Origin of the sequence: Wolbachia endosymbiont (group A) of Lypha dubia (assembly GCF_964028575.1) — a bacterium.
In the GTDB taxonomy this organism is placed as follows: Bacteria; Pseudomonadota; Alphaproteobacteria; order Rickettsiales; family Anaplasmataceae; genus Wolbachia; species Wolbachia pipientis.
On sequence record NZ_OZ034796.1, the window covers coordinates 1,451,455 to 1,467,728 of the forward strand.

A 16,274-nucleotide genomic window follows, 5' to 3' on the forward strand; every position below is an offset into this window, starting at 1 on the left:
GTGATGCTGAAGAAAGGCATGTTTCTATTGAATTGCACAAATATGCTCCTTCTACCGATCAAGCAGAGCAACTATAGTACTTCCCAAAGTAAATGATAAAGGTATAATAAGCTATTTGAGTTATAATGGCGTATAGTGTGGATTTAAGGGAAAGGGCAGTATCGATGATAGAAAAAGGGAAGTCAAAGGTTGAGGTGGCAGAGCTTTTGGAGATAGGAATAGCAACTCTGTACCGCTGGTTAAGAAAGAAAGCCGCTGGTGAAAGCCTAAGGCCATCGAAAAACGGCAGCTTTATTCGAAAAATAGACCCAAAAATACTCGAAGAATATGTTAAAAAGAATCCAGATCATACGCTGGCAGAGATGAAACAAAATCTTGGATTTGGAATAAATTCAATTTGGTATAGGCTGAAACAGCTAAGAATTACTTTAAAAAAAAGTTACACTATATCAAGAGCGCAATCAAGAAGATAGGCAGCGATTTACCGATAAAATCTCAAAAATAGACCATTCCAGCATCTTATATATAGATGAAGCAGGAGTTGATAATAGGTTATACCGAGAGTATGGACGTGCTCCAATAGGAAAGAAAATTTATGCAGATATTCCAGGAAGAAAACGAGAGAGAATCAGTATAATAGGCGGGTGGATTGGAAAGAGATTTATTGCACCAATGACTTTCAAAGGTGGGTGTGACAAAGAGGTATTCAATACATGGTTAGAGAAGATGTTATTACCTAAATTGCCACATGGTACTACAATAGTTATGGACAATGCCACATTCCATAAAACTCCCAAAACAAAGGAGTTAATAGATAATGCTAGATGCCGTTTGCTCTATCTACCAACATATTCACCAGATTTGAACCCTATAGAGCATTGTTGGAATACCATCAAAAGCCGCCTCAGACCTTTAATGCATAAATATACAGACTTACAACTTTTGGTTGGTAATACCATAATGGAAATTTATCATTCATTTTAGAAAATACTATAGTAAATAAAGTTAGCAATGCAAATAGCTTGTATAAATACTTTATCTTAGAGCTATCTTTAATTTAGCAGCATATTCTACTAAAATTTAATAAAATAACCATTCCCAGAGATCAAGGACTGTGAAAAGTATTTTTCTTGGGATTAGTTAATTTATTAAATATTGTACACAAACTTTTCTTTATATCAATCTATTTCTTGGTTTGACACACTTTTTTGAACATTACCTTAGATTATGGTCATTTTACCTCACTTTTACTTGCTCTATCTTTCTTTATATAAACATTTCTCCTCCTTCCCAGCAAGTCTAATGCTGAACGGAAAATTAGGCATTATGTCATCTACCGTAAAAACTCACATTTTACACAATCACAGCGAGGAACTTGAACAGATAATTTCGTTATACTTAATATGGAAACAAAGCAACCTAACCCTTTTCATAATCTTATATCTATCGTTTCTTAAACCACTCTCCTGAACGGACAATGGCATCAATTTAAGGAAAATATCAGTGATTGTATAGCTGCAATAAAGTTGATAAGCCTAAACGCCATCAGTCTTTAGGAGAGTTTGTTAATGAAGGCTCTTAAGTTGACGCTATTGCCTGAACGGATACCAAATGAATCTCCTACCTCCATATCATTCGCGTTATTTGTCATAACATTGTCATTAAAAGCGTCAGTACTAATAAAATTATATTTATCATAAAGAGAGGTAACTACACTGCTTTGAGTTAACCTAATATCCTCTTTTGCTCATTGATTTCCACGTCCACGACCTCTGGGAACATTACTAACTCCTGGAGATTCTAACTCACTTCTAGGGCTCATACCACGCCCACGACCCCTAGAAACACTACTAATTCCTGGAGATTCTAACTCACTTCTTCTCACACCACGCCCACGACCTCTGGGAACACTACTAATCCCTGTAGATTCTAAAGTCCGCCGATCTTCTCCTTGTTGTTCTACTGTATCAGGATGTATCATATGAATAGAACTGTGAACTACTAGAGCAGGAACAAACTCATCACTTGTTAATATTAAAGAATTTTTATCTTTAGCCCCTATATTAACAACTACACCCATGAAAAACATTTTATCACTATCTGTGATTGCTTTCAGTGCTGCCCCTTTAGCATATCTAATATTTTGTTCTTTTGTTAATTTATCAACTTCCTGTTTCAGCTGATCTTGATTTAAATTTTTATCTATAAGCTTAAATTCCAGCGCTATAGGAGTGTATTCTTTAGTACCCTGAGGTGAAGGACCAATACCTTGTATTACCATATCTACATGACCACCTGTTCCTACTTGAAATTCAGGTATAATTATAATTTTTGCAGAATCTTCTTGGTTTGTAGAAGTCTCTTTTAGCTTCAAATCACTATAACTACTAAGGAAGCCATTAAGCACAGCTTGTAATCTTGCTTCATTTGTAATCAAACCTTTAACAGGGTAAATCGCATCTGCTATCTCAGTAAGTAGACTTTTATAACCTAGCAATAAGTCTGTACCTTCAGAAGAAGTAGCATATTGAGAAGTAATTGCTTGATTAAATTTTGCCTTTAATTCATCAGAATTAGGCATCTTAAGAAAACCACCTGTAAACTGCTGATCGATACTACTTGGCTTATATTTACTTACCTGTTCTATTTCAAAAAGTTCTTCAAAAGATAACCCTGTTTCATATTTTTTAAGACTCATTTTAGTTTCTATGACATTTTTTACTTCTCCTATTCCAGGTATGTTTAGCACTGGAATTTTTTTATCAGCATAGAATGCTCTCGTATTGGACTCTCGTATATGAAAAATGAATGCTGTTTTTTCCTGCCCTTCATTACCTTGAACAAATATTAATGTTGTGACAGGGCTTTTAGATAAAGTGTATTCTGTTCCCTGAGGCCAGTTCAGCGGGTACTCACCATATGAGTATATATATTTTTTTACGTTATCCTGATCTTGACCAATCTCGTTAATTAAAATTGATTGACCTAATATATCTCTACTGAAATAGTAATGATCTTTTGTTTCTTTATTCGCTGGAAAAGTATGGTATTCGCTTGATAACAAATCTTTTACCTTTCGCTTAAAAACTTCCTCAGAAATTGATTGATTATCCCACTCGCCAACTAGTTCGATAAATTCCTCCATCAAAGGAGCTGGTGGTTGTTTAATAGGTTTTACTTCAGTTTTAAATGGTTCTTTGAGATCTAAATTTAACCCAACAGCAATAGCATTCTCCGCATTGGTTAAGATCCTCATCTTATTTGGTCTAAAACCTTCAATGTAACCTTTAGCTTGCTCCAGCGCATCACTTGGATCAACTTGTCCTTCAGTTCCAGCCTTGAGTTCAATAAGAATTGGAACTGAATCAATAGCACGATCAGGTCCACGAACAAGCAAAACAATATCAGCATAACCTCCTCCAGCAAATTGTTCCAGATAGAGTTTGGTATTATCACGATATCGAAAGTTATCAAACATTCCTGCTACAAAACCATGTTGACCAGCTTCACGAGCTTTAATGCCATAAACATTAGCTTGTAAATCTAAATTAGTATGAACTTTTTTAATATAATTCAGAATGGCTTTAAGATTTTCCTGAACTTGATCTATTTCTGCATCTGGATTAGCAAGCTTTTCAATATAACTTTCCAGATAGACAGATTTACCTAGCTTTTTTTTCACTTCCATAAATGGAAATTCTGTTGGAGGAGAGATAGGTATATCCTTGATCTTCTTTTTACTTTCTACCTGAATATTTATTTTTTCATCTTCTCCATCGCTCTTTAAGGTATATCCCTTTTCTGAAGTCATTCTAGATAACTCCTTCCTGGCATCATCACTAAGATCTTTACCTTGCTTACCTAGAAACTGCTTGACTTCATCGAAAACCTTGCCTTTTAATTGGTCACGACTAATCTCGATTGTTTTAACATTACCATATACATTCTTAGCTTTATACTCTAGCACACCATCCCTTTTCAGATATAAGTATAACTTCTTTGATTTAACATCTTTGTCTGATTTAGGTTTGCTTTTTACTAACTCATATTTGTCTTTTAGAATTTTTATCACATCAATTTGAAGCTTACGAGCATCCAATTCATTGTAATCTCTACCTATTACACTCTTGAACTCGCCCTTTGTGAATTCAAAGCTCCTAGTATGGGCATCTGAAGGCTTAGAGTGTTGAGCTTCTATATCTTCAGTAAAAATAAAAACATGTATTTTGGATTCCGTTTCTGCTACAACCTTTAAAGTTCTTGATCCCTCAAAACGAAAGTGTAACTTCTTTATACCTAGCTTGTCATTAAGTTTAGTATCTAATACACTGGAAAAAGAACCTAAAAACCTATGAGGAAAAAAGCCTGGCTTTTCACTAGAATGTAAATAGGATTGTATTTGATCAACCAATGACTGATATCTTGCTTCAAAAGATTTATCCAGTGAATCAGAAATTGAAGAATCTACCTTACTAAAAAGTAACTCCATTAGCTCGAAATCTTGTGGTTTTTCTTGCTGTTGATTGTTATCAACCATAACTAGCCCCCGATTTTAACCTTTTACAAATTTTATCCTCACTAAGCTCTTTTCATGCTTTCGTTTAAGTCTAAGCAACTGAATTCCCTAAACAGAAACACTATACTCTGCTTCTAATATCAGTAACTTCCTGTTTTACAGACTCTACATCTAATGATGAACTTGGCAACTGACTATCACCTGCCCCACGATCCAATTGCGTGTTTCTAACTCTCATAAACAGCTCATATTCTGATTTATCTTCTTCCATAATAGAGTACATTTGCTCTTGGCTAAGGGAGTTAACAATTTTAGATAATATTTCAATAGCTTTATTTGCCTTAATAAGAGAAGCAACCAAATCTCTAGTTGATGAGAGTTGTTCGCTTAGCTTATTTAAATAGTGTTGTCTATGAGCATCAAAGTCAGGACGATTCCACATAGAGGTAAGCATGTCACTACCAGACTTAATAAAACTGTCATCTGGTACAGAAAAAACCGAATCTAACGCTCCAAACATTGATGTACTATAAGCTTCAGGAGATAAATCTTCTGGCTTTAAATGTTCAAATAGCTTTCTGGCGTTCTCGAAAGAATGGTTTCTTCTTAATATACTTAAAGTATAATAACATCCATGTTGTTTAAAATCCCTTTTCAATAGCTCATGATACTTATCTTCAGGAAGGTAACGTAGACAGAAATCAACCATTCCAACATCGTCAGCAGAAAAACGTCCTTTATTATATGCCACTTCCATCAACAAATCTTCTTTCCTTTTCGAAGACACAGAATCAATTGATTGTAACTTATCCCAGAAGAATTCCAAAGCTTCAACATGCTTTTCTAGCATCGCAGATTTAAAAGCATAAACGTATGGATGCTCATTATTTAACTTCAACTGATGTTCCTGGTTATTTATAGCATGTGACCAGTAGATCATTAAAGCCCCGTTATTACATCCCTTAACTAAACTCTCTACTGTCTTATTACCTAACGTTAATTTAAATTCTTCAAAAATAGCTCTTATCTCGTCTTCAAAACAACACCAGCATGCAATCCTGTAGCGATCAAAGGGTCTAATAAGACTTCTTTGCCCATCTAAAGTTTTCAAGGCTAACAATTTTTCCCCGAAAGTATACCTATTGAGTCTAATTTGTCCTGAAGCATCTTCTATCTTCCAACAAGTTTCATCTTCTAAAACTTTCTTAAAAAGGGGTGGTATTATTGTGCTATCCCATTTATTCAGCAATGTCTGATATGCAATACACCATCTTTTAATCTCTAACTCTTTAAGCCCTTTATGAGGATCATCCTCTTTAATGGAAGTTAGTAATACCTTTTGTACATTTTCGTAACCCATACTTACTCCTCCTAACAAGATTTAATATATTTTAGACATGTTGCTCTACCTTTAAAACTTTGTCAATTACCATTATGTATAGAAAAATTTTCTAACCCAAAGTAGTTTTAGGCAAAAGACCCTTAATAGACTCAATACATGACATTTTATTTATTTTGAATTTTGTTTCGTCATGAGCTTGTCTTCATTATTCTTCCGCAAGTAAATCAATATTAATTTAGCAAAACATATTATTAAGATCTCAGGTAAGATAACCGTTTTCAGCACTCAAAACCAAGGGCGGTGAGAGCTTTTTGTTTTGGGATGGGTTGGTCTACCACGTGTACCGTTCGAACTTTTCTTTATAATAATTTTACCATATCACAAAACCAGCCATATTAGGCTACTTTTGTCTTATTTACATATGAATTAAGTTGCTTAGCTTTATTGCAACAATTTTGTGTTCTTATTTTCACAACCCTATTTTTACGCAACGTGTTCTCACAAATATACGTACTTTTTTACATTTTTGAAGAGAGTCAACAATTAAAACTTTTGTGACACTAATTGGTTTACGTTTCTGCTAAAAATATTTTTTCAAAAGTAGTTGTATTATAAATTCATTATGGTATGCTAACTCAATATTATTTTAGGGGGGTTCTTATGTTATTACCAATAGCAGCTGGAGGTGCACTAGTTGGTGGAGTTTATACTATATATAGACAAAGTACAATCATATCAAAACTAGAAGCTCAAAGTAAGCAAATATCAGAAAATCATGAAAATCAGTTAAAAGCAATTGAAGAAAAGTATTCTTCTTTACTTAAAGCAGCAGCCAAAGAGAAAGAAGAGTCAATGAAAAGATCCGAAGAAGAAAAAGAAGGGTTAGCGGTATTAGTAAAAAAGATGGATGAAGAAGGAAAAGAAACAGAGGAAAGATATCAGGAATTATTGAACAAAATGGAGCAAGAAAAAGAAGATTTAATCAAAAAAACAAACAAAGAGAAAGCATAGCTCAAAGAATTAATTGACGCAGTCGTTCAAGACAGAAAAGAATTAATAGAAAGGTCTGAGGAAGAAAAAGAAGATTTAAAAGAATTAATAAAAAGAATGGATGAGAATAATAAAAAAACAGAAGAGAAATATCAAGAATTAATTAATAAAATGGAGCAAGAAAGAGAGGAGTTAGTTAAGCAAATGCATAAAGAGAAGCAAGGCCTCAAGGAATTAATTGAGACAATTGCTAAAGAAAAAAATGAGTTAATTGAAAGAATTGATAAGGAAAGAAATGAGGATAAGCTAGTTAATCAAGAATTACTTGCAAAGATGAATACAATTCTTTGTCTTCCTGGTGTGAATGCTGTAATACAAAAATGGGAAGAAGCAGGAAATATGTATATATCGAACCATATTCAATCTAGTAATGAAGGTGAATCAAGTAAAACTGTTTCAAAATTACAAGATGATAATAGTTCAGAATGTGAATCTGACATAGAGATAATTGAAAATCCAAGTACTGATATAGATGAAGTAAAGCTAAGCAGTAGCTGCCAAGGAATGAGTAAATAGTTTAACCGAGAAAGTAATGCTGCCTTTTTTACTTATAAGCATATTGCTTTCTCTCTTCATTCTACTACTAATCTATTGTTATTTGAAATGGAAAAGAGGAAAAGTTATGTCTGAAAATTTTGAGATTGATATTGAAGTTGATCAACAGGAGCAAGGTTCAACAGCAGTAGATCATATTACGCTCGAGGATACACTAAAGCTACTGAAGTCTGATGGGTTATTATCTGATCTTGATAATGATCTACACAAAATTTGTACGGGAAAGAAAGCTATAACAGATCATAAGGAATATTTTAAAACGCAGGTTGATAGTAAGCTTAAAAAGCTCTGCACGATATATCATCCTGACTCAGTACGAAGGCGAAATGGATCTGAAGAAGAAGTGCTGAAAGCAACAGCAGTGCAGGCAAAAATAAATGCCGTGCGAGAGATACTAGGGCACTTTAATGAAAACTTTTCTCAATATGATGACTTTAAATATAGCTATTTTAGTAAAGTAGAGGTTAATTTGTTAGGTAATGAGGAAAAATTAAGACAAGTAAGCTATACTGTACTAAATAAACTAGGTGAGTTGTCTTATATCAAGCATGAGAAGTTAATACCTAATCTGAATCAATTTTTAAAATCAGGGCAAAGTAGCACGAAAGGATTTATCTCAGGTAGCTTTAATAAATTTCTTAAGGAAAGAAATAATGTTGAATTTTATTTTCGAGAATACTTATATGCTTACAAAGAATTATTCATTGATCTAAAGTCATTTTATGAGCTGTGTAAAGAAGATAATTATATGAAGCCCATTGCAGCTCAAATGTTAAATGAGTGTAGTACTCAGGGTAAAATATTGACTAAAATTGACGACTTTTTAGGTCAAAGTGAATTTCAACACAAGATGTTAATCAACGCAAACAACTTAATAAAATGTGGGTATCCTTATTGCATTAATAATCAAGAAGATTATCAAAAAGCAGATAAGTATTTTACTCTGCCATTTATAGAATATATAAGTATTTTAGCTATATGCCATAAGGTTTATTTAACTCAAGAGCCTAGAAGTATAAATTTACTAGCATCATGGGTGCTATCGTTTACAACAGTTTGTAGTACCTCTAAAAATAGTGAAGTTATATGCAAAGCTAATAATGAAGTTATTGAAAATTTAAACGATCTTTTATCATTACATAGACTTTCTCATCACCTTTTGGCTTATTATTGCTATGGTAATGAAGCAAGTAGGGAATCGGCAGCTAAGTCTTTACATATTGACTCATTGAATAAAGAATATGCACTGCAGTTACTCGTTCAAGTGATCGATGTATACTCAGGCTATCTGGAAAGGGAGTTTCCGCCTGAAAAGGATTTTTATGAAAGGATTTTAGAAGTGCAGATGAATTTTTTAGAGACGATGGATAGTCTATACAACGAATTTTACAAAAAAATGGATAAACATGGTGAGCAATTTCTTAAAGAAGATTTAGAATTTCATAGACAAATCGATGGACAAGATTCAGAGCGTCGTCAGTTAGTTTCAGGACTTCTAGTAAAACGTATGGAACGTAGAAAAGCAACTTTTGCAAAAATAGAAAAAATGACAAATGGAAAAATATCTGAAAGTACTAAAGAAGAACAACAAAACAAAACCAGTTGCAGCTCACCTAGCCAACAATGTCCTAAAAATCAAGCTGGTGACCAGCTAGGTCCAGGTAGCAAATTGAGTGAAGCACAGCCAATATTGCGTAGCCATTCGCTTAACTCTTTACATTCTGATAATAGTGATATTAAAATAGACAGCAGTTCACAATGTCGTTAATCTGGCAGGCATAGCAAGTCAAGAGGAAATGGCAGAAGTGTGAAAGGAGGTAATATTAGGTTAATGATTTAAGGACTTTTCTAAGGAAATTAGCTTCCCCCTCTTGAAGTTTATGGTTTTTCAAGCATACCACTATCTTCAAGATTGTGTAGGCCAGTTGCCTGATGTACTACATTAATAGGAACACCTACCTCAATTTGCCAACTCTTGAAATTCAGCTAACTTTAATAGACTTTAGCATAAAGAAGTTGAACATTTCTTCAGAATTGTGTATAATTATTGATGCTTTTTAGGTTAATTTCTTATGGCTTTGTCAAAATTTCTTGATCCAAAGAACAACTTTGCGTTTCGGCGCATCTTTGGTACTGAGAAAAATAAGGATATTCTGATTCATTTTCTCAATGATGTTCTAGGTCTAACTGGTGAAGCTGAAATAAAGGATGTACAATTTCTAAGTCCCATTCGAAACCCTGAAATTGCCACTAAAAAGGAGAGTATTGTCGATGTGCTCTGTAGAGATTCTAAAGGTATTCAAACGATTGTTGAGATGCAGGTCGCAAGAACTACTGGCTTTGAAAAACGCGCACAATACTATGCTGCTGGAGCTTATTTTAGTCAAGCTGGCGTGGGTGACCAATACCAAAACCTTAAAGAAGTTATCTTCATTGCCATCACTGATTTTGTTCTATTTCCTCATAAATCAGCCTACAAGTTCGATCATGTTACTCTTGATAAGATTACTCACGAACATGACCTGAAGGACTTTAGTTTTACTTTCATAGAACTACCGAAATTTCCAAAAACAAAAGAGGATCAATTAGAAAATATATTCGAAAAATGGTGTTACTTTTTTAAGTATGCAAGTGAAACTAGTGAAGAGGATCTAAAAAAAATAATAGGAAGTGATGTAATTATCGGTAAAGCTTATAATGAATTGGTTGGATACAATTGGACTGATGATGAACGGGCTATGTATGAATGGACTAAGAAAAACGAGGATGATAATGTATCTTGCATCAAACAAAGTAGAATCGAAGGAAAAATTGAAGGAAAAATTGAAGTAGCAAAAACAATGCTGGCTAATAATGTTGATATTGACACTATTGTCAAGTTTACTGGTCTTTCTGTAAGTGAGATAAAAGAATTGCAGAAAGTTTAATAACTTATAGATTCTTCCAAAGAAATTACTTTATTTGAAATTTACTTGACGTTTTTTGAGTATGTCCTTTTATGTTGGATTCAAAGAAGACTCAACAATTGGTTGTTCTATGTCCTCTACTTTTTCGATTTTCGTACTTGGTTTCAGCACATTATACAACACAAAGCTCAGATATACCAATCCAGCTATTCCCACAACCGCTGCTACTACAGGCATTTTCATATGCAACACAATTTGCCAATAATATTGCACCAACAACACCAGCCAGGATTGCTTGCCTTTGTTGCGTTAACGGTTTGTTTTTTTCGTCTACAGAATTGCCAAATCTACTATCAAAACATGGTTCGGAAGTTGGCTCTACAGTAGTTTCTATTTGCGCTTCTCCGCTGCTTTCACTTATAGGTTGAAGATCTTCACTATTTATATTACATAATTTTGTGTCAGTTTCTGTAGCTTTATCAATTATGTGAGTAGTATCTTTATTTGTTACACCATATTTACATACTTCACGCACTTCCTTACTATTTTCATCTTTAGCTGTAGTATAGTACTTCCCAAAGTAAATGATAAAGGTATAATAAGCTATTTGAGTTATAATGGCGTATAGTGTGGATTTAAGGGAAAGGGCAGTATCGATGATAGAAAAAGGGAAGTCAAAGGTTGAGGTGGCAGAGCTTTTGGAGATAGGAATAGCAACTCTGTACCGCTGGTTAAGAAAGAAAGCCGCTGGTGAAAGCCTAAGGCCATCGAAAAACGGCAGCTTTATTCGAAAAATAGACCCAAAAATACTCGAAGAATATGTTAAAAAGAATCCAGATCATACGCTGGCAGAGATGAAACAAAATCTTGGATTTGGAATAAATTCAATTTGGTATAGGCTGAAACAGCTAAGAATTACTTTAAAAAAAAGTTACACTATATCAAGAGCGCAATCAAGAAGATAGGCAGCGATTTACCGATAAAATCTCAAAAATAGACCATTCCAGCATCTTATATATAGATGAAGCAGGAGTTGATAATAGGTTATACCGAGAGTATGGACGTGCTCCAATAGGAAAGAAAATTTATGCAGATATTCCAGGAAGAAAACGAGAGAGAATCAGTATAATAGGCGGGTGGATTGGAAAGAGATTTATTGCACCAATGACTTTCAAAGGTGGGTGTGACAAAGAGGTATTCAATACATGGTTAGAGAAGATGTTATTACCTAAATTGCCACATGGTACTACAATAGTTATGGACAATGCCACATTCCATAAAACTCCCAAAACAAAGGAGTTAATAGATAATGCTAGATGCCGTTTGCTCTATCTACCAACATATTCACCAGATTTGAACCCTATAGAGCATTGTTGGAATACCATCAAAAGCCGCCTCAGACCTTTAATGCATAAATATACAGACTTACAACTTTTGGTTGGTAATACCATAATGGAAATTTATCATTCATTTTAGAAAATACTATACTTTCCAATGCAGAAGGCTCGCTCAAAAATAGCAAATAAGATCAAAGATATATTGGAGTCATAAGGATCTGCAGAAGAGCAATACGAATTCAAATAGTGACTACCACAGCAAAATATAGAAACTGAACATATTTCTTCTTTTATCAGTAATTTGCAATTATTTTATAACCAGTAAAAAATATGCTAAAAAAAATCCCAATTACAGTAATTATTACCATATTAATCCAAACCGTAGCATTGATATGGTGGTTATCCAAGCTAGACTCAAGGGTACAATTTCACGATAAACTTATTGAATATGGTTTAATGGAAAAAGTATTAGTACTTGAGGAAAGGGTAAAAAATCTTTCTGAGGAATTGGATGAGCTTAAAGCTGATTTTAAGTAATTATTCTTCTACTTTTGGTGTATAAGGATCAGATTGAGATTTACGATCCTTCCAGTTTTCGATGTATTGCTCAACTAGTGGAGGATCTCCTGTTATGATCAATAGGTTTTCAGCATTTCTTTGCTGAGCGGCATCTGAAAAGTTAAATGATCCGGTTATGATTTTTTGCTCATCAATAATCATAATTTTGCTGTGTGAAATTGCAGACGCCGTCTTGTCAGTCAACAAAAAAATTATAAAAATTGTCTCATTGCCTAGGCTGTATTGTAAAACTAAAAAATACTTCCAACTCACATCCTGTATAGCGGATACAGATTATAGTTATGTTGATAAGTAAATTTCTGCTGTCTTGTATATATAAAACTAATTTACTTATCAACATACCAATTACATTCAATGAATTTGTGTAAGATGCCATTTTACATAAGATAGAATGGAAGCATTTTTTGATTTTAAAGTACTAAACCTTCAGTTAACCTCCTGGCCCTGTAGTTTTTGATATGGTCAGGATCAAAAGCCTTTTTTGATCTTAAAATACCAAAAACAATATGAAGTAACTTACGCATTGCAGACCCAACTATGGCCATATTATGCTTACCCTTTTCCTTTAATCTCTGGCAAAAGCTCATAATAATAGGATTGTGATTCTTAGCTACTATGGCAGGAAAGAAAAGTGCCTTACGTAATGGTTGTGAACCGGATTTACTTAATCTGGGTTTGGCATATACAGATGAACCTGATGTTATATTTCTCGGTATAACTCCTGCATATGCTGCCAATTGTCTGGCATTTCTAAAAACTTCTATGTCAGGAACCTCAGCTAAAATAGCTACTGCTGATTCCTCTCCTATTCCTGGAATAGTCAGTAGAAGTTGAAAATTTTCCAACAACTCTTTGTGTTGCTTTAATAGTTCACGTACGGAGTTTTTTATTGTTTCTATTTTTTGAGCTATATTCATTGCAAGGTCTTCCCAAGCATTTGCAACTTCTTTGGGCAGTCTCTCTTTTTTTTCTAAGTGGTTATTTACTAATATCAATTCATCTTTTAACGCAACCGAGCAACGATAAAGATGTTTTAATTTTTTCAGTTCAGGAGAAGGTGGTGTCCAACGAGTAGGTTCCTGTCTTTGGCAACAATCAGCAATAATTTCTGCATCAGTCTGATCATTTTTTTGCCGTGTAAGCTTACTTCTTGCGTAGGATTTTATGCAATAAGGATTTACAACACTAACAAAATGTCCAGTATTGTGTAGAAATTCAGCCAAAGCTTCACTATAACAACCGGTAGCTTCCATGCAGGCTTTTACTTGTTCTACATTATGTTTTTGTAGAAAGCTCAGTAAACCTTGAAACCCATGATCATCGTTCTTAAAGCTCCTTTTCCTAGTTTCACGTTTTCCTTTTTTACTTATAAATGAGAGAAAAACATCAAAGCGATCTTTTGATACATCTATGCCAAGAAAGTTGTTGATCATATATAACCCCATACGTTACCATTAAAAATGAAAAGTAAGGCTAACCTTGTTAATACAGAATTAGAACCATTTAGGTCTTTCTAAGACGCCGTCCAGCCTATACTTTTGAGAGGGAGCTCTTATCTGCAAAACAGATTTTATATCTAAGGTTTATATCAGAGTTCCTCCCTTCTCCAACTAATGCTTAAGCTTAAAACATTAGATGCTTTTTTCAAGATACAAGGTTTATAGTCTATGTATATCGGTATTTTTTGCCTAAATAATTCATTGATGACGCTGTATTTTGAGCTGACCTGTGATTCATCTAGGATAACCCTAATATCAATACCACGTTTTTTTGCTCTAATTAAAGATTGTGCAATAGGCTTTGAAGTAAATTGATATGCCTGAATTAATATGGATTTTTGAGCTTGATCTATAGCATTGGTTATTTGTTCGGCACAATTTTCTCTAGGCGTGAAGCAAACTGTAGTTTTTGGACAAGAAACACACCCTGATAAAAGTGAGCAAGTTAATAGAACTAATAAATATCTAATCATGAAAAAATACATCCTTTCAGTTGACGGCGGAGGCATAAGGGGCATAATACCAGCCATTATTCTAGCAGAAATAGAAAAAAGAACAAGAAAGAGAGTAGCTGAAATCTTTGATCTTATGGCAGGAACCTCAACTGGTGGAATTGTTATAGCAGGATTATGTAAAAAAGATAAACCTCAATATTCTGCTAATGATTTAGTTGAGTTCTATCGGGAATATGGACCATATATTTTTAAATCTTCATTTTTGAGAAGATCAATATTTTCTTGGCTTAATTGCGCACAATACCCACATAAAAATATTGAATTTGTATTGGATAAATATTTTGGTGATGATACTTTACAAAGCACCTTAAGTAATGTACTGCTTACCAGTTATGATATTCATAACAATCGTCCTTTCTTTTTTAAGAATTGGAAAGAAGATAGAGATTTTGTCAAGTTAAAGGATGCACTCAGAGCTACAACTGCAGCACCCACTTATTTCATACCAAAATATCTAAAAATTGACCAGATAGAAAGAGTATTAGTGGATGGCGGAGTATTTGCAAATAATCCAGCGGCTTGTGCATATGCAAGTGGTAAGAGGTTATTTCCAAATGATGAGATTATACTGTTATCAATTGGTACTGGCAGGACAGATAGAAGCATAGCTAATTCAAGAAGATTAGGAAAAATAGGCTGGATAAAACCACTATTACATGTGATGTTTGCCTCAAGTTTAGATTCAGTAAATTACCAACTTGATCAAGTTATAGGTGATAAATATATACGCATACAATCGCAATTAAAAATAGCATCACCTGACATGGATAATATTACATCAAAAAATATCAAATTTCTTCAGCAAGAGGCAAAAGCAATGATAGAGGACAATCAGAAAGTGATAGAAAAATTCTGTAATATTATATCTTGATACGTCAAATTCTGCAGAGCTAAATAAGGATTTAGAATAGATAATATATTAACCATTTTTACTTATATCTTAAATACAATTCAATTTTTACACTCATCAGCAGTTAGGCCACTTGCTCGCACAATAATATCAATAGCAATACCTGCCTTAACTAGATCTTTTGTAATCTTGATTTTCTCTGCTTTTTTAACCTTTTCTTTACCAGTTTGCATTCCTTCAGATAAAGATCTAGCTACTGTATCCAGTAATTCTTGATCCTCACTTTTTTCGCATTTACCTACAAACCGCAAAACTGGCTCATTTTCATATTCTGTTAGTCCAAGAGCTTTAATGTTAACTGATAATGTCTTTGCTATCTTATATAATATTTCAATTGGAATGTCTGTATATCCTCGTTCATAGTCGTGTATTTCTTTAGGTGTTGAACCGATTTTATTTGCCAAGTCCTCCTGAGTGTATTCCCGTATTAATCTCTGCTCTTTTATCCTTTTCCCCACTTTGTAGAGTATAGAATCAGTACAAATTTCTTCCTCTATATCATCATATTCGTAAGTAGATAAGCGAGTCACTTGGGAAATAATATCAACTGAAACTCCTTCTTTCACTAGATTCCTTGCTACTTCTATTTTTGCTTCTTCTTGACTAATTTTCTCGCTAATATATACAAACCTTACTAATGGATACAGCTTCTTGCGTAATTCCTGATCCTTAATTTCTCTATGTATTTTTGTTAGATAGACTATTTCTTTATCCTCATCTTCATACCAACTGTTTTCTCTTAGTACTGTTGGTCCTGGAAGTAGATCTACAACATTGACTGACAATGCTCCTGCTATTATATACGATTCTTTGATTGCAATAGCCTTGCACCCTAGTTCAAAGTTATGTATTTCCTTATGTGTTAAACCAATTTTGCTTGCTAACTTTGCCTGAGTATACCCTTGTACTATCCTACAACCTTCTATTTTTTCCCCTAGCTCGTAGCTTACTGAGCCAACATGCTCTGAATTATCATAGATAAATCCTCTAAAAGCTGTTTTTCCTACAGAAGCAAACATATATTCTATCACAAAAAAATCCACTATTGGCTAAGTTTTTATGAAA

Annotated in this window: 16 protein-coding genes and 2 pseudogenes; 11 read left to right on the forward strand and 7 right to left on the reverse strand. The window is 33.8% G+C overall.

From position 1 onward, the window contains the following. The first annotated feature begins 125 nt into the window (after nt 1-125). The 3 genes and pseudogenes from ABWU72_RS07290 to ABWU72_RS07300 form a co-directional block, all read left to right on the forward strand. Nucleotides 126-473, forward strand: coding sequence for an IS630 transposase-related protein (locus ABWU72_RS07290; protein ID WP_155968342.1), 348 nt, complete (start codon nt 126-128; stop codon nt 471-473). A 28-nt stretch (nt 474-501) separates the two neighbouring features. Further along, nucleotides 502-984 carry an IS630 family transposase gene (locus ABWU72_RS07295; RefSeq protein WP_231115908.1) on the forward strand — a complete coding sequence of 161 codons (483 nt, stop codon included), beginning with the start codon at nt 502-504 and terminating at the stop codon, nt 982-984. A gap of 308 nt (nt 985-1,292) precedes the next feature. After that, a pseudogene (locus tag ABWU72_RS07300) lies at nt 1,293-1,457 on the forward strand (IS66 family transposase); the annotation flags it as partial. 290 nt (nt 1,458-1,747) lie between these two features. On the opposite strand, the gene ABWU72_RS07305 reads toward ABWU72_RS07300, so the two are convergent. After that, nucleotides 1,748-4,537, reverse strand: a complete 2,790-nt coding sequence (locus tag ABWU72_RS07305) for a hypothetical protein (RefSeq protein WP_353284014.1) — start codon at nt 4,535-4,537, stop codon at nt 1,748-1,750. 100 nt (nt 4,538-4,637) lie between these two features. Continuing rightward, a complete protein-coding gene (locus tag ABWU72_RS07310) occupies nt 4,638-5,876 on the reverse strand; it encodes a hypothetical protein (RefSeq protein WP_353284015.1) in 1,239 nt (412 codons plus the stop codon). Nucleotides 5,877-6,518: 642 nt separating this feature from the next. Between ABWU72_RS07310 and ABWU72_RS07315 the strand changes: the two genes are divergently transcribed. The 4 genes from ABWU72_RS07315 to ABWU72_RS07330 all read left to right on the forward strand — a co-directional run bounded on the left by ABWU72_RS07315 (nt 6,519) and on the right by ABWU72_RS07330 (nt 10,390). Continuing rightward, nucleotides 6,519-6,869, forward strand: a complete 351-nt coding sequence (locus tag ABWU72_RS07315; protein WP_353284016.1) for a hypothetical protein — start codon at nt 6,519-6,521, stop codon at nt 6,867-6,869. Nucleotides 6,870-6,965: 96 nt separating this feature from the next. Further along, the gene (locus ABWU72_RS07320) at nt 6,966-7,424 is read left to right on the forward strand and encodes a hypothetical protein (protein ID WP_353284017.1); all 459 of its coding nucleotides are present in this window, start codon (nt 6,966-6,968) and stop codon (nt 7,422-7,424) included. A 106-nt stretch (nt 7,425-7,530) separates the two neighbouring features. Next, complete coding sequence (locus ABWU72_RS07325; RefSeq protein ID WP_155968741.1) at nt 7,531-9,231, forward strand: hypothetical protein; 1,701 nt, start codon at nt 7,531-7,533, stop codon at nt 9,229-9,231. A 304-nt stretch (nt 9,232-9,535) separates the two neighbouring features. Beyond that, on the forward strand, nt 9,536-10,390 hold the full coding sequence (locus ABWU72_RS07330; RefSeq protein ID WP_353284018.1) for an Rpn family recombination-promoting nuclease/putative transposase: 855 nt from the start codon (nt 9,536-9,538) through the stop codon (nt 10,388-10,390). A gap of 151 nt (nt 10,391-10,541) precedes the next feature. Here the strand turns inward: ABWU72_RS07330 and ABWU72_RS07335 are convergent, their stop codons facing one another. After that, complete coding sequence (locus ABWU72_RS07335; RefSeq protein ID WP_353284019.1) at nt 10,542-10,904, reverse strand: hypothetical protein; 363 nt, start codon at nt 10,902-10,904, stop codon at nt 10,542-10,544. 82 nt (nt 10,905-10,986) lie between these two features. Between ABWU72_RS07335 and ABWU72_RS07340 the strand changes: the two genes are divergently transcribed. From ABWU72_RS07340 to ABWU72_RS07350, 3 genes are all read left to right on the forward strand, one after another. After that, a complete protein-coding gene (locus ABWU72_RS07340) occupies nt 10,987-11,334 on the forward strand; it encodes an IS630 transposase-related protein (protein ID WP_155968342.1) in 348 nt (115 codons plus the stop codon). Between the two features lie 28 nt (nt 11,335-11,362). Then, a complete protein-coding gene (locus tag ABWU72_RS07345; protein WP_231115908.1) occupies nt 11,363-11,845 on the forward strand; it encodes an IS630 family transposase in 483 nt (160 codons plus the stop codon). Nucleotides 11,846-12,036: 191 nt separating this feature from the next. After that, nucleotides 12,037-12,243 (forward strand): hypothetical protein, encoded by a 207-nt coding sequence (locus ABWU72_RS07350; RefSeq protein ID WP_353284020.1) that lies wholly within the window; start codon nt 12,037-12,039, stop codon nt 12,241-12,243. On the opposite strand, the gene ABWU72_RS07355 is transcribed toward ABWU72_RS07350, so the two are convergent. The 3 genes and pseudogenes from ABWU72_RS07355 to ABWU72_RS07365 all read right to left on the reverse strand — a co-directional run. Then, nucleotides 12,244-12,471, reverse strand: coding sequence for a phospholipase D-like domain-containing protein (locus ABWU72_RS07355; protein ID WP_353284021.1), 228 nt, complete (start codon nt 12,469-12,471; stop codon nt 12,244-12,246). It abuts the gene before it with no gap. A 224-nt stretch (nt 12,472-12,695) separates the two neighbouring features. Beyond that, on the reverse strand, nt 12,696-13,718 hold the full coding sequence (locus ABWU72_RS07360) for an IS110 family transposase (protein ID WP_114517465.1): 1,023 nt from the start codon (nt 13,716-13,718) through the stop codon (nt 12,696-12,698). A gap of 215 nt (nt 13,719-13,933) precedes the next feature. Continuing rightward, a pseudogene (locus ABWU72_RS07365) lies at nt 13,934-14,257 on the reverse strand (phospholipase D-like domain-containing protein); the annotation flags it as partial. Here ABWU72_RS07365 and ABWU72_RS07370 point away from each other — a divergent pair. Further along, entirely contained in the window at nt 14,256-15,170 is a 915-nt protein-coding gene (locus tag ABWU72_RS07370; RefSeq protein WP_353284023.1) for a patatin-like phospholipase family protein, read from the forward strand. The pseudogene ABWU72_RS07365 and the gene ABWU72_RS07370 sit on opposite strands and share 2 nt — an antisense overlap. A gap of 80 nt (nt 15,171-15,250) precedes the next feature. On the opposite strand, the gene ABWU72_RS07375 is transcribed toward ABWU72_RS07370, so the two are convergent. Beyond that, nucleotides 15,251-16,228, reverse strand: a complete 978-nt coding sequence (locus ABWU72_RS07375) for a helix-turn-helix domain-containing protein (protein WP_353284024.1) — start codon at nt 16,226-16,228, stop codon at nt 15,251-15,253. Nucleotides 16,229-16,274: the final 46 nt, after the last annotated feature.

What these genes read in the sequence shown, in the direction of transcription:
- ABWU72_RS07290 (WP_155968342.1), top strand. Translation starts at nt 126, where the DNA reads ATGGCGTATAGTGTGGATTTAAGGGAAAGGGCAGTATCGATGATAGAA.
- ABWU72_RS07305 (WP_353284014.1), bottom strand. Translation starts at nt 4,537, where the DNA reads ATGGTTGATAACAATCAACAGCAAGAAAAACCACAAGATTTCGAGCTA.
- ABWU72_RS07310 (WP_353284015.1), bottom strand. Translation starts at nt 5,876, where the DNA reads ATGGGTTACGAAAATGTACAAAAGGTATTACTAACTTCCATTAAAGAG.
- ABWU72_RS07315 (WP_353284016.1), top strand. Translation starts at nt 6,519, where the DNA reads ATGTTATTACCAATAGCAGCTGGAGGTGCACTAGTTGGTGGAGTTTAT.
- ABWU72_RS07320 (WP_353284017.1), top strand. Translation starts at nt 6,966, where the DNA reads ATGGATGAGAATAATAAAAAAACAGAAGAGAAATATCAAGAATTAATT.
- ABWU72_RS07325 (WP_155968741.1), top strand. Translation starts at nt 7,531, where the DNA reads ATGTCTGAAAATTTTGAGATTGATATTGAAGTTGATCAACAGGAGCAA.
- ABWU72_RS07330 (WP_353284018.1), top strand. Translation starts at nt 9,536, where the DNA reads ATGGCTTTGTCAAAATTTCTTGATCCAAAGAACAACTTTGCGTTTCGG.
- ABWU72_RS07340 (WP_155968342.1), top strand. Translation starts at nt 10,987, where the DNA reads ATGGCGTATAGTGTGGATTTAAGGGAAAGGGCAGTATCGATGATAGAA.
- ABWU72_RS07350 (WP_353284020.1), top strand. Translation starts at nt 12,037, where the DNA reads ATGCTAAAAAAAATCCCAATTACAGTAATTATTACCATATTAATCCAA.
- ABWU72_RS07360 (WP_114517465.1), bottom strand. Translation starts at nt 13,718, where the DNA reads ATGATCAACAACTTTCTTGGCATAGATGTATCAAAAGATCGCTTTGAT.
- ABWU72_RS07370 (WP_353284023.1), top strand. Translation starts at nt 14,256, where the DNA reads ATGAAAAAATACATCCTTTCAGTTGACGGCGGAGGCATAAGGGGCATA.
- ABWU72_RS07375 (WP_353284024.1), bottom strand. Translation starts at nt 16,228, where the DNA reads ATGTTTGCTTCTGTAGGAAAAACAGCTTTTAGAGGATTTATCTATGAT.